We start from the raw sequence: 13360 nt of genomic DNA on the forward strand, positions 1-13360 counted from the left end.
GGTGGCGCCAGCTGAGTTGCCAGATCCCGTCGCCGTCGAGGCAACGTGGGCACAGCGCGGTGCCGTGAACGGGCGGCCAGCCACGGGCGGCGACTCGACGCCAGGTGTTCTTCTTCGCGGGCTCGAGTCCGTCGGTGTCGATGCCAACCATGCTCGCCAATGTGCAGCACCGCAGCGCGACCGGGTCGAGTCCGGTCAGCGCAGCAAGGTTCGCGATCAACCGCTCCGCTGGTGCGACGCTCAGAAAGGCTGTGGGTGCGCCTGCTTCGGAGAGGCGCTGCACGAGGACGGGGTGAGGGAGCGCGTTCGCGGCTCCCAGCCGCTCGAGATATCCGTCGAGTGCTTCTCCGGCGACGGGGGCGATGGTGACCGGTAGCGGTGTCAGGTCAGCCAGCATCGGCATGTCTCGCTGCCCGGGTGACCGCCTGTTGGGCGTCACGAGAGACGTCGGCGGCGACGGCGCCGAGGAGCTGGTGGCCGTACTCGATGAGGACGAGCCGATCCTCCCCGAGGAGCGCTTGATCGAATGAGCGCAGTTCCCGTCGCATCCCGGCGTGGTGAGGGCTCAGCCCGAGCGTGCCCTGGGTGAGCTCCAGCCAGATCCAGGCGGCGGCCAGCCTCTGGTCGCGTGGCGTGCGAGGCACGGCTGTGAGCGCGAGCGCCGAGATCGGGACGGAATGCAGAGTCATCAGGACGGCGCGTCGGTAGCGGTAGTCGCGGATGCCAGCATGCGCGAGTCGGTCGGCCTCGCGAGCCAGGATCCGCAGTCCAGCGGATGTGTTGCCAAGGTGCTGGACGCAGGTCGCGGTCATGGGCCGCTTGCGCAGGTCGCCGTACCGCTCGTCCAACTGGGCGACTGTCGGTCGTGCTCCGGTCGCTGCGTGGATGGCTTCACGGCGCAGGGCCCGTGCGATGCCGTGGCCGAGGTCTTCGCCGGCCGCGTCGACGTCCAAGGCTCGATGCCGGGGGTGGAGGAAGTCAGGGATCTCCGCCTCCGTGATCCGGGAGCCGCGGAGCTGGTCGTGGAGCGCCTGACGGGCCGCCGGGCAGTCGTCCTCCGGGGCTGGGGCCTCGCCGAGATGGGTCAACGTGCGTTCGCCGATCAGGTCGCGGGTTGCCTGGACGGTCCGGCTGGCCGGCCAGGCGTGTTCGGCGAACCCGGCGATCCAGGCGGGGGCCTGCCACGACCCGGCCGGTCGGGCACCTGTGGCGGCGTGAACGGTGGCGAGGTGAACGTGGAGACGCAGGAGACGCAGCAACCGCAGGCGGCGATCGGCGAACCCAAGGTTTGGTGCTCGCATCGATCGCAGGAAGGCGTCCTGCATCTCCAGTGCGTGAACCGCTCTGTCGACAGTCACGCCCTCGTTGAGAAGGGCTTGGCAGCTCGGGCAGTGGCTGACCCAGACCAGGCCGCTCCACAGGCTGCCGATTCCGCATGCAGAGCAGATGATTCTGTCGGTGCGACGGAGCTCGATGCTCGCCGGCTTTCGGCTGTGCCGCCCAGCGAGCCGGTGGTGGAGGGTGTGGGTGCGCAGTCGTCGCGGCGGCAGCCCCAGGGTGCGAGCGAGGGCACCCATTTGACGATCCGTGAGGCGGTCGCTGACGCCGCACGGATGGAGATTGTGGACCGGGATGCCGGTGGCCGTGCTGAGGCGCCGCAGCATCGAGGCGATCGACTCGTCCGGGTACGGGTCGATGCTGATCGGGAGCCGCGGCGTCATCGGGCCGCCGGCCTGGAGGCGGCTCGCCTGGCGGTCTTGGATCGGGTCTGGTCGATCTGTGCGTCCTGTGCGCGCTGGCTCACCCAGATCGGGTCGAGGATGGCGCGGTCGAGTGGCGCACCGGTCTCGATCGCGGTCGCGGTTGCGTCGATCAGCAGGCGTGTCGTGTCGCCTACGTACCCCTGGGTGCGGCGCCACAGGTAGCCGGCCAGACGGGACGAGAACAGACCTGGCTGCTCGTCGGGCAGGTATGGGAGGAGCAGGTCCTCGCAGTTCTTCAGGAATCGTTGCCACTGCGCGCGTCCGGTTGCCGTGTCGACCTCGTAAGGGGCGAGGGTGTGCTCGGAGAGCCGACCGCGGATCTGGGGGTCGCTGAGCACGTCACCGCCGGTCAGTTCGGCGCCGACGAGCATGAGGACGCCCCCGACCTCACCGAGCTCGGTGTTGAGGTGCTTGACCGCGTTCAAGGTGGCGCGACCAGTGACCGAGGTGGTGCGGAGCATGTGCGCGTCGTCGAGGATGACGAGACGTACACCGTGCGTCTGGAGTGCCTTGACCGCGCGCAGCGCGAGGGTCCGCTCCACGCCGCTGGCCGGGTAGCCGACGAAGGAGAGGATCTGCGTGTAGAGGTCCTTGCTGCGCGACTCCGAAAGGAGGGTGAGATAGCAGACCGGGACCAGGTCGGCAGTGACCCCAGGCGCCGGCGTCCATCGGGGCCTGGTCGATCGGGTCGCCTTCGCCCAGGTTCGGTACCGGTCCTGCGCCCAGCTCTTGATGAGCGTCGACTTGCCGGCGGTGTACGGCGCCGAGAGGGCCAGGATCGTGCGGGCGCCGGGCGGCTCGAGGAGCGCGGACTCCAGCGCGCGGTCGACCGCGGTGGCGGTGGCGTCATGCACGGGCGAGGAGACACACTGCGCCCGCAGAGCAGCGCGCACCGCGTCGGCGTAGGTGCTCCTGCCCATGGGGCTCATGGCGTCCAGATCGGCGGCCGTGACGGGCTGCGGCGCAGCAACCGCCGGTCCTGTTGCTTGGTGGTGCCACAGCTCGGCGTCCATTAGTCGCCAACCTCGTCGTAGTCCGGCCACTCGGCGTCGATGTCGAACCCGTCGTCAGTGGCGGGTCGACGCGGGCGGAGAGGGGTAACCACGCCGTCGTAGAACAGACCAGCCCCGGCGGTCACCTCATCGTGATCCCGCCTCGACGCCTCGACGCGGCGTGCCGCTGCAGAGAGCAGGGCCCTGGTCTCGGAAGTTGGCGGCTCGGCCACGAGCTGGGTCAACTCCCTGAGAATCAGTTCATCCACGCTGCGCTTGTTGAGGGCGAGGTTGCCGCCGCGCCGTGCGATGCGCTTTCGGACTGCGGCGAGGACGGCATCGGTCATCGGAGCCTCCAGCCGATCCTTGCCACGCCAGGGGATCTCGTGGATCACCTCCGTGTCGGGATCCATCCACCAAACACGGGACACGTCGTGAGGGTCGTAGAAGAACGGCATCGCGCGGTCCTTGGCGCGGTACTGACCGTTGCGAACGTTGCGGAAGTCGTCGAGCCTCTTGGAGTCGTAGACGAGGTTGTCGAACTCGATGCCGGAGTGGCTGACGGTTCCCCAGCGAATCGGCAGGAACGCGTGTGGGCCGTGAACCGGAATGTCGATGCGGCCCGTTGCCTCCAAGAGAGCGTCGAAGCACTCGATGGGTGAGAGCCTCGTGCCCGGTGCGTCCGGGACTGTGATGCCTTCGTGCCAGGTCTGGTGGTAGTCGAGGGCGATCCACCGTCGGAGGAGGACTTCGAGCTCGGCCGCGGTGTAGAGCGGCTCCTGATCGACCTTGCGTCCGCGGCCGGAGACGTTGTTGGACTTGTAGCCGGGGAGCTGTTGCCAGAACGCGTCGTAGGTCAGGTGGATCCTCTCGCCGTGAGCGTTGTCCGATGGACGCCGGCCGCGGCTGAGCAGGAGATCGATGCCGAGGTCGTCGCACAGTGCACGGAAGTGGGCCGAGACGAAGATCGATCCGTGGTCGCACCTGATGCCCTCCGGGTAGACAGCCGGGATGGTGTGACAGCCCTGCAGCGTGCCGATCGGTGCGAGCGGTCCACGTTCAGATGTAGCGAGCCCACTCAGATCCAAGAGCGCGGGGACGCCGGCCCAACGCCAGTCCGAGACCTGAGTGCCCACGACGACCAGGTGGAAGGGCCGCATGACGTCGTACAGCAGCAGACCTGCGTCGACGGAATCGGCGCTCTTGGGGACCACCCGGCACGCCAGGACGCATCGGGATGCGACATCGAGGGCAGTGAGGATCTCGACCGACATGGCCCGTTCGTGCAGGGGGTCCCAGACCAGTACGTCTGCCCGCGTGGCGTCGATGGCGACGACCTGTCCGGGGCGGATGGCCGGGAAATGGGTCTTGCCCGAGGTGCCGCGGATCGCGTTGCTGCGCTGGGAGCGCGTGGTGTGTCCGCGTTCCTTGAACAGCCACGACACGAACTCGCCCGCAGCGCGAACTGACTGGGGGTAGCCGACCTTCCCAGCCTGCTTCATGGCCACTCGTGCTCGGCGCAGGATCTCCTTGTTGTTGACGGCGGAGCGGTCTCCATCGAACGTTTCAACGATCTCGAGGATCGCGGCTCGGAAGTCGGGATCCAGGACCTCGAATCCCATGGCTCGGCGGCTCTTGCGGCCGTCGACGAGTCCCAGCAGGCCGGTGCGCTCGTAGGATGCGATCCACCTCTTGACCCCGCTCAGGCTGGCTGGACGACCTTTCAGCTCGCCGTTGACGATGCGGCGCTGGTGGGCCCGGTCGGCCTCGCGTTCGCGGTTGAGTTCGTTGACCATGCTCAGGCACCTCTGGTGGAGCGACGCGCCGTACCACTCACCGTACGGAGCGAAGGGTTCGCCCTCTCGCGCAAGCTCGACCAGGCCATCGCGAAAGCCCGTCATGATCTCCATGACGACCTCGAGCCGGTCGAGCGCCTCCTGTCGCGCTGCCTCGGGCAGCAGTTCCCACCACGGGCTCAGTTGGCGTTGGATCGCCCTCTCGCCGTCAGGGTGGAGGGAGGCGAACGGGACGAGATCGGTCCAGGCGACATCCTGGATCGCGCCGTTCGCGGCGTCGATCGAGTAGCCATCCCTTTGGATTCGGGTCACCACGCCCATCCCGGTCGGCATGAGCACTCGTTCGCCGACCCTGAGGACGATCCGCTGCCGGCTCAAAGCTGTGCCCGTCGCAGTCGGGTCGAGAGCAGGACGTCACCGGTCCGGATGGCGTCCAGCACTGCTGGAGCAGCGGACGCGCGCCTCCCATCCTCACTAATGGGCGGATAGTCCTCGCGCCACGCCAACACGCTCGGCTCACGAATTGGTGCCGCAAGGTCGCACTCGATCTTGCCCGAGGCAATGAGGTGCCACAGCGTCGCGACGAGTTCGCCGGACCCATCGTCGCGAGCGCGGAGCTCCCCGAGCGTCCACGGTCGCAGGCGAAGCAGGCTCTCGATCTCGCGGCACCACTCAGGGTGCCAGGGCATCGGGCGGCGGTAGCCGTTGAGCCAGAGGAGGTTCATCCGCGTGGCGGTGGGCAATCCGGAGAACACCTCGTGGCTCCATCCGACGCGTCGGCACGCCTCGGCGGTCATCGCGGCTTTGAACAGGAAATCGTCGGTACGACGCTCGGTGGGCCGTGCGTCCCAAAGCGCGACCGAGCCATCGGCGTGCTGACTCAACAGGTCCGGCGTGTGAGCCACAGCGCGGCGGAGTCCCGTGGCGGGGAAGTGAAACCGGACTGGCTGAGCGACGAGCCAGGTGACGTCAGCACGTTGGTCGAGCCATCGCAGCAGGTCATGCTCGAGGCCGGATTCGAGCTCGATGGTCGTGCCGGTGGTTGCGGCGTGGGCACGCCGCGGAATGTGGCGGGAGAAGTCCCCGGACGAGGGCCTACGGGTCGGCAGGAGATCAGTCGCGTCCGGGGGGCCAAGCGTCGCGCAGTCCCACTCCGCCCTAGACCCCGGACGCTCCATAGAGACGAACCAGACCGCGGCGCTCACGGCTGGCCGCCGGCAGGCTCCCGTCCGTTCGGTGGAACCAATCTGCAGTCGTCAATAGACTCGGTCACGACGGACCCCTTCGCTTGCATCGCTGTTGGCCTCGGGGCTCCCGTTGTGGGGCGTCGTTGTTAGCGCAACGGCGCCCCTTCTGCGTCCTCAGCCGCGTCCGGGATGCTCCTAACGCAGACCGTACGCCGGTTTCGCGCGTGCGTCGAGAAAATCGCACGGCCCAGGCTGAAGCGTCGTGCGCTTTATGATGAGCCATGACGCTTGGCCAAGGATCCGGATCCGCGCGTGCGTTAATTCGCACGCGTGCGTAATGGTTAGGAGGCGAATTCCATGGAGCAGGTTGGCCCTCTGACTGCTGCGGAGATCGAGGTCGTGCGCGATCGGCTCGACCAGACTGCATCCTGCGCACGGCCGGGATGCAGCAAGAAGGTCCGCTTCCGGCCCGGCGTGCGCGGCCGACGTCAGCGATTCTGCAGCGGAGCCTGTCGCGCGAAGTTCAGCAGGGAGCGCACGCAACTCCATCGCACGTGGGCACAACTCAAGCTCTCCACCGGACTCGATGCGCCCGCCCTCCCGGTCGCTGAGATCGAGCGCCTGATCCTTCAGGTCGAGTGGCTCCTGGACGGGTACGGCGGCTTCGACAAGTTCCTCGCGCACAGCCTGATGCCGCCGCAGCAAGCCCCGCTCGAGGCCGCCTTCAGCTACCTCGACCTCATCACGGACAGCGACCTCCAGGGACTCACGAGGTTCGTCGAGAGTGTGTCCGCGTACCGACGTGGCGAGGCCGTGCTGGTCGATCCTCGCGATCCGTTGGCGTCGTCATGACGTCGCCGCGGCCTCGGTGAAGGAGTCCTCTGAGGCTCGCGGCGAAGCTCACTCCATGGGCGTGACCTTGGCCTCGATGAAGGCGATCTCGTCGGCGTCGAGCCCGTACTTCGCGTAGAGCTCGGCGTCGATCTCGGGGATGGTCTTGCTCCAGTCGATGTCCGATGCGCTCGTGAAGTCCTGCGCCGGAACGTACTTCCACGTGCTCCGCGGGTTGTGCTGGGTGATCTTCAGGACGCCGAGCATTGTCCTGGCGAACTTGGACTTGAGGTACTTCAGGCACGCCTGTGCCTCGGACTCGGTGTCGAACGACCCGATGGTGATGAACGTCTGCGTCACCGCGACCCGCGGCTCCAGGACCGTCGGATTGTTCAGCGGGACGCCGAAGAAGTCGGTGGTCGACCCCGACCCGTTCGCCGCAGGGACCGACACCTTGTACTTGCCGAAGCTTTCAGGGCCGGTGAGGTAGTCGCTGCGAAGCCAACGCGACGCGCGCCTGTTCTTGATCACTCCGACGAGTCGCACATAGTCATCGCCGTCATCCGGCCTGGTCTCGTGAAAGAGGAACGCGAGCTGCTCAAAGGCGTTCGTACTGACACGGAACTGTGCGTCACTCGACATGACGCTTGTTGCTTCCGGGTAGGCATCGTGCATGGCCTGTGTGAAGGCGTAAGCACGCCCACTCGACACCTCCCCATCGATGAAGGTCGTTACTGACTCGCGGACCTTGTGCAGAATCGTGTTGAGCTCGGGGTGCTTGGCGAAGAAGCCGATGGGGCCGAGCTTGAGGTCCGAGTCGCGATAGGTGACGGCGATGCCGCCCTTGATGGGGTCGGTAAGGCTTGGGAACAGCTGGTTCGAGTCAGGCTCGTAGTGAGCCACGCTCAGGTGCTCGTCGGCCAGCATCTTCTCGTTCCACGCCTTGGGCGTGAAGCCTGCATTGAACAGGAAGCGCGCCGGCGTGATCAGAACCACCTTGGCGCCGACCTCGTAGGCGGCGTCCATGAACTGGTGGTAGATGGGCGTGTCGCGCGTGCCCCCTCCCTGTGCCTCCTCCTGATAGGGAGGATTGCCGATCACCACATCGAACTTCTTCGTCATGTCAGCTGTCTCCCAGCATCTCGTCAACGACCGTCTGCCGTTCAGCCGCACTCATCTTGGCGAGGTTGCCCACCTTGAAGTGGCCGGAGTCCTTGATCCACGCCCTGCGTTCCGGGACGCCACCAGAGACGGCCTCGACGGTGATCGCATGGAAGATCTTGTCGTGGCTCATCTCGAAGATCTGCGTGGTGAGGATGTGTCGCAGGCGCTCATCCTGGTCGGGGATAGCGGCTGCCAGGCCGGTGTCGAGGCGCCGCACGATCTCCATGAGGAAGAGACCGGCCGTCGAGAAGAGGTCGGCGAACGTCTTGCCCGGATCGCTGAAGATGCCCGGGTTCTCGGCCTCGAGAATGTCCACCATCGTCTTGACGACCGACTGCGGCGTGAAGACCAGTGACGTCTTCTGCTGCGGGATGTAGGCGAAGATGTTCTCGGTCTGCGCGTCGTCGAAGTAGTCGGCCAGCGCCTGCTTCTTGTCCAGGAACTCCTGGATCGACTGGTCGAAGACCGCTTCGTCGAACAGGCCGGGGATCGTCGTCACCGCGCCGTTCTCCTCGGTGACCTGCTGGCCGTCGCGGAGCAGGCGGAACTCGGCCTCGGTGATGCCGGTGATCTCCTCGAAGACGTCGTCGGGCGTGTAGTCGTCGAAGTTCGACAGTCGGATGTCTCGGTCGCCGTAGGCCATGAGGAACATCGGGATCGTGCGGGCGAACCCTCGGAGGTGGGAGCGGGCGTCGTCCATGGTCTGGTTCGCCCGCTTCTGCTCCTTCTTGGTCTCCTCGCGGGTGACGACCTCGGGCACGATCTCTTCCATCGTCTTGTTGACGATGGCGAGGATGTTCGCCTGGAAGGCCTGGTCCTGCTCGACCTTCTTGGCCTGAGCTGCCTCGGCCTCAGCTTCGGTGGCGGCGTTCTTCAGCTCGTCGTCGAGGTGTTTGGTCGCGATGTTGTGCTCGGTGTAGGCGCGCTCAACCTGATCCTTGACGGCCTGTTCGGTGCGCTTCTCGTCGCGCTCGACCTGTTTGTTGGTGAGGGAGTACTCCTCCTTCAGTTCCTCGCGCTTGGCCTTGGTCTGCTCGGTCACTGCTTTGGCGATCGCTGTGGCGGTGGTGGCTGCCGGAGCGTCGGGTTCGGCCGGCGGGATGTCGTTGATATTCCAGACAGGCTTGCCGAGCGCTTCGACCTTGGGGTTGATGACGGTCTCGACGTCGACCTGGACGTTGCCGTCCGAGTCGGTGACAGGGGCTGGCACCGGGATCTCGATGGGGTCACCGTTTCTGACCTTGCCCTGCTTGGCGGTAGGGAGCTTTTCGAGGATCTCCTTGACGTGCTCGGAGTAGCGGAAGATGCCGGCGACGTTGGCGAAGAGCAGGTTCGACAGGAAGCCACGGCGCACGACCTCGCGGGCCTTGAAGACCTGCGGGAAGGTCAGCACCTGCGCGGCGTCGAGCTCGATCATCCGGCCCTCGGCGTCCTCGCCGAGCACAGGGAAGAAGTTCAACAGGGTCCGGATGTTCTCGTGGCGGACCTGCGGGTCCCCCGACGGGTTCGCATGCAGGTTGTTGGCGAAGGCGTCGAAGATCCGGAGTGTGCGCTCGGGCGCGAAGTCGAAGATGTAGGAGTTCTGCTTCTGATAGACGTGTCCGGCGCGCTCGAAAGTGCAGGGGTTCTGAGCTCGGAACGCTGCCTGCATGTACTGGGCCGGCGACGACAGGTTCGACAGCATGATGACCGCGGTCCACTCCGGCACGGTGACGCCCGTGGTGAGCTGGCCCACCGACAGAGTGATGGTCTTGCCGTCGTGCTTCTCGGCCTCAGCGATGGCTGCCCGCACCTTGTCGAGTGACTTGCCGACCGCGACCACATCTGCGTCGTCCTCACCCGACTTCCCGTCGCCTGCGGCGAGGACGATCGTGTAGTCCTTGAAGACGTCGTGCTTCTTGAGGAGCTTCTCGAGGGCCTTTGCCGAGGCGACGCGGTTGAGCAGCCAGAATGAGTGCCGGATCTCGTCTCGCAGCTCCGGGGTCGAGAATGGGTACTTCTCGTTGGTCGCCAGGCAGTCCAGGAACTTGATGACCTCGGCCTCGTGCTCGAAGAAGCCGCTTTCCTTGGTCGCGAAGAACTCGCCGAGGTCGAAGGCGAAGTCGATGTTCGCCTCGTCCTCGGCGACGGCGACGCCCTCGGCCAAGCGGTCCGCGATCATGCGCGAGACCTGATAGGTCAGGAGATTGAGCGTCGGCAAGGCCGCATACGGGTTCTCCTTCCCGTCGTCGACCCAGCCCTGACGAGCGACCTGCTCGTCCTCGTAGGTCCAGTTGAAGATCTGATCCGGACCGAACTTTCCGGATGCGAGCGCCTTGAACGGTGTACCCGACAGGTGCAGCGTCCACTTCCGCTTGATCTGGTCGAAGGCGACGTCGGTCTTGGTGGTGTCGATGCCCTCGTGAGCCTCGTCGATCACCAGCAGGTCCCAGTCGAACTGGGCGATGTGCTTGAGCTTGTCGTAGGTGCCGCCAAAGTACTGCGACCCCTTGAGGTCCTGAAGTGAAAGGAACTCCACGATGCGCGGGTCGTCGTCCTGATGGTTGAGCGAGTAGGCGCGCCACTGATCCCGTGTCATCGGTGTGCGTGAAGCAAGCGACGCAGAGTCCGAGACGAACTTGAAGGTCGTCTGGTGGCCGATGAAGCGCGAGAAGTCGTCGAACCAGGAGTTCGCGATCGCCGGACGGTTCGTGACGATCAGGACCTTGCGCAGGTCGAGGGTCCGAATCAAGTCGTAGGTCGTCAGGGTCTTTCCAAAACGAGGCTTGGCGTTCCACAGCACCTCGTCATCGCCGCCTTTGAAGGCCGCGACCGCCTGGTCAACGGCCGCCTGCTGCTCGGGCCGCAGCTCGTACTCCTGCTCGCCACCGGTGACAGGCAACTCAGGGAAGTCCTGGCCCGCGAAGTCGTTGAAGTAGTCCAGGGACGACTTCGGCGCTGGAGCGAAGTGGTGCCACTCGGTGCGCGGATGGGTCTCGCGCTCGACGCCCTGCTGCTTCAAGTAGTCGTGGAAGTCGGTGTCCTTGAAGCGCCCGCCGGCCTCGGAGGTGAACAGCGCCCGGCGCGACCACACCTTCTGCTTCTCGACCGAAAGCTGCGAGGCCTGCTGAGCGATGCGAGCGTCAGCGCTCTCCTGCTCGGTGTAGCCGATCTTCTCCCAGCCGTCGTACTTCGGGATGTCCGGTGTCCGCCACGAATAGATCAGGGGGACGATCTCGCGATAGGTGCTGATCTTCGGGCTAGGCATCGGGCTTCTCTGGTTCGTGGACCTTGTCGATCCGGCACGCCCGGTATCGGGCGTAGACGGTGAAGTCGAAGCCGGCGTCGTCACGCAGGGAGGCGAGCGTAAACGGATCGCGCTGGACCTCGCCGGGCTTTCCGTCGATTCGATGCCACCAGGAGAGCTGGAGGTCCTCTCCGTGGGGGTTCCGTCCGGTCAGGGTGTTGCCTCGCACGATGTTCGTCTCGATCAGGAAGACCGCGGCTCTGTGCAGATCGGTCTCGGGGCCGCAGGGCGTGCCGTGGGCATGGTGGAAGCTGTGGAATTCGGCGAGCATGACCGCTTTGGCGTCCTGGTGGTTGTCCTCGAGGAGCTCGATCCCGTAGATCGAGGCGAGCGCGAAGAGCGACTCGGTCGCCCACGCCTCAGCGGGAAGCCGCTTCTCGATCGCGTGGAGCTTGCGGCGGAGGATCGCGACGAGGAAATTGCCATGGCCCGCCGCCGGCTCGAGGAACGTCTTGTCGACGAAATCCGGGCCGGTCTCCAGGTCCTCCGCGACCAGATCGAGCATCTGGTCGACCATGTGACGCGGAGTGAACACCTCGCCGTAGGTCTTCACCCGGTGCCGCGACCTCACAGCCTGCTCGCCGAGGATCGGCTGTGTGATGGTCACGCGCGTCTCCCGCGCTCGGCCAACGCTTCGAGCACAGCAGCACACCCGCGATCCAGCTGTGATCTCACGAGCACTCCACGTTCTGCCATCCGACGACGTCTCATCCCGAATCTATCGGCCCGGACCCACAAGCTCGCGCTCCATCGCGGATGGCGCCCGACATAACGCGAGTTGTTCAACAACACGTAGGCAATTTCCAACTTCACTGCATCTCGACAGGGGCAGCTCTCAGTGGGCCATGTCGACGAAGCGGCTGTAGTGACCCTGGAAGGCCACGGTGACGTCGCGGGTGGCGCCGTTACGGTGCTTGGCCACGATCAGGTCGGCCTCGCCGGGGCGGGTCGATTCCTTCTCGTAGACGTCCTCGCGGTGCAGCAGGATCACCATGTCGGCATCTTGCTCAATCGAGTTGTGGAGGGCGATGCCCTCGGCGACGAAGTTGTGGACACCCAGCACCGTGGCGTCGTACACGGGCTTCTCGCCCACCGCTTCGATCGACTTGATCGAGTCCCAGTAGACGTCGTTGGTGGCCAGAACCTCGAGGTCCGCAGAGTCCAGCACGGTCGCGACCTTGGCCAGGCGCTCGCGGCTGGGAGAGTGCTTCCACATGGTGGAGCCGGAGAACTGGGTCTCCATCGCGGCCGCGAAGTCGCGGTGGGTGATGCCCTCGTCGCTGAGGATCGACCGCACGTCGTCCCACACCTCCACCGGGATCGTGTCGGCGTTGGTGTTGGGCTGCACCTCGCGAATCAGCTCGCCGATACGAGCGGCGGTGACGCCGCGCGCGCCGTGGACGCCGATCTCGTCGATGAACCGCAGCTGGTTCGCGACGCCGTAGATGTGGAGGTGGAAACCATCGCGGTAACCCTCCTTGCGCACCCGCTTGACCCGAGTGAACACGTTGTACCGGCCGAGCAGGCGCGCGAGGTCATCGATGAGACGGCGGCTGGTCGACGCGTAGAAGAGTCGTCCGAGGCGGCGCTTCTCGTCCCAGTGGACACATCCGTCGGTGGCCCAGAGGTGCCGGATGAACAGGCCGACCTGTTCCTTCGGCAGCGAGAACACCCAGTCCGGAACGAACTTCTCGTGGCTGCGAAGCCCGAACAGGCCGTCCTCGTCGAGCCAGGCGGCGATCGGGTTCCGCCGACCACGGGCGAGCCGATACGGCGCCGGCAGGCGAAGCGTGGTGACCCGCGCGGCGGCGTACTCATCCCGAATGGCCGTGATCCCGAACCGGCGGCTCGCCGCCTCGGTCACCGCGGTGAGGTTCGCTTCGTCCTGGCTCGCGTAGCGGATCGGCTGGCGCTTGACGAAGGATCCGTCACCCAGCATGTGCGCCAGCACGACCACCTCGTCGGCGTCCCGCGGCGTGATCTCCAGGGGAGGCGGCACGTGCCGGATCACGCCGACGCGACTGCCCTCGGGCAGTTCGGCCAGCGGCATCCAGCCGTTGTAGGTCAAGAACGGGTGGTTGCCCGTGGCCTGCACTCGTCGACCGGAGGCGAGGGTCACCTCGAAGACCGGCTTCGTGCCGCTCGGGAAGGCGTGGGTCAGGGTGCGCGGCACCAGCTTGAGCCGGTCGTCGAGCGCCCAGACCGGCACATCGGTCGCGCCGGTCGCCATCAGCTCACCGAGGGTGATCTCGGCATTGGTGTCCGCTCGCATCAGCCGGGTGTCGGCCGTCAGGCAACCCGACTCGCGAAGGTCGCTCATCATCGGCTTCTTGTCGGCGCG

At 66.0% G+C, this 13360-nt stretch carries 10 protein-coding genes; 1 reads left to right on the top strand and 9 read right to left on the bottom strand.

The annotated features are described in order from the left end of the window. The 5 genes from ACOADB_RS01575 to ACOADB_RS01595 all read right to left on the bottom strand — a co-directional run. On the bottom strand, positions 1-403 hold a 403-nt coding region (locus ACOADB_RS01575), incomplete at its 3' end, for a TniQ family protein (protein ID WP_378596157.1). After that, positions 387-1721, bottom strand: a complete 1335-nt coding sequence (locus ACOADB_RS01580; protein ID WP_378596158.1) for a hypothetical protein — start codon at positions 1719-1721, stop codon at positions 387-389. The genes ACOADB_RS01580 and ACOADB_RS01575, both read right to left, overlap by 17 nt. After that, on the bottom strand, positions 1718-2776 hold the full coding sequence (locus ACOADB_RS01585) for a TniB family NTP-binding protein (protein ID WP_378596159.1): 1059 nt from the start codon (positions 2774-2776) through the stop codon (positions 1718-1720). The genes ACOADB_RS01580 and ACOADB_RS01585 overlap by 4 nt, the downstream gene beginning before the upstream one ends. Then, positions 2776-4884, bottom strand: coding sequence for a hypothetical protein (locus ACOADB_RS01590; protein WP_378596160.1), 2109 nt, complete (start codon positions 4882-4884; stop codon positions 2776-2778). Before ACOADB_RS01590 ends, ACOADB_RS01585 begins: the two co-directional genes overlap by 1 nt. Before the next feature lie 41 nt (positions 4885-4925). Further along, a complete protein-coding gene (locus tag ACOADB_RS01595) occupies positions 4926-5756 on the bottom strand; it encodes a TnsA-like heteromeric transposase endonuclease subunit (protein ID WP_378596161.1) in 831 nt (276 codons plus the stop codon). 339 nt (positions 5757-6095) lie between these two features. On the opposite strand from ACOADB_RS01595, the gene ACOADB_RS01600 reads away from it, so the two are divergent. Further along, the gene (locus ACOADB_RS01600) at positions 6096-6590 is read left to right on the top strand and encodes a hypothetical protein (protein WP_378596162.1); all 495 of its coding nucleotides are present in this window, start codon (positions 6096-6098) and stop codon (positions 6588-6590) included. A gap of 48 nt (positions 6591-6638) precedes the next feature. Here ACOADB_RS01600 and ACOADB_RS01605 read toward each other — a convergent pair whose 3' ends face one another. From ACOADB_RS01605 to ACOADB_RS01620, 4 genes are all read right to left on the bottom strand, one after another. Further along, positions 6639-7691 (bottom strand): Eco57I restriction-modification methylase domain-containing protein, encoded by a 1053-nt coding sequence (locus ACOADB_RS01605; RefSeq protein WP_378596163.1) that lies wholly within the window; start codon positions 7689-7691, stop codon positions 6639-6641. A 1-nt stretch (position 7692) separates the two neighbouring features. Continuing rightward, entirely contained in the window at positions 7693-10980 is a 3288-nt protein-coding gene (locus ACOADB_RS01610) for a DEAD/DEAH box helicase (protein WP_378596164.1), read from the bottom strand. Further along, entirely contained in the window at positions 10973-11626 is a 654-nt protein-coding gene (locus tag ACOADB_RS01615; protein WP_378596165.1) for a hypothetical protein, read from the bottom strand. The genes ACOADB_RS01610 and ACOADB_RS01615 overlap by 8 nt, the downstream gene beginning before the upstream one ends. A 228-nt stretch (positions 11627-11854) precedes the next feature. After that, complete coding sequence (locus tag ACOADB_RS01620) at positions 11855-13342, bottom strand: LAGLIDADG family homing endonuclease (RefSeq protein WP_378596188.1); 1488 nt, start codon at positions 13340-13342, stop codon at positions 11855-11857. Between the last annotated feature and the right edge of the window lie 18 nt (positions 13343-13360).

Source organism: Nocardioides sp. CPCC 206348, from assembly GCF_048654705.1.
In the GTDB taxonomy this organism is placed as follows: domain Bacteria; phylum Actinomycetota; class Actinomycetes; order Propionibacteriales; family Nocardioidaceae; genus Nocardioides.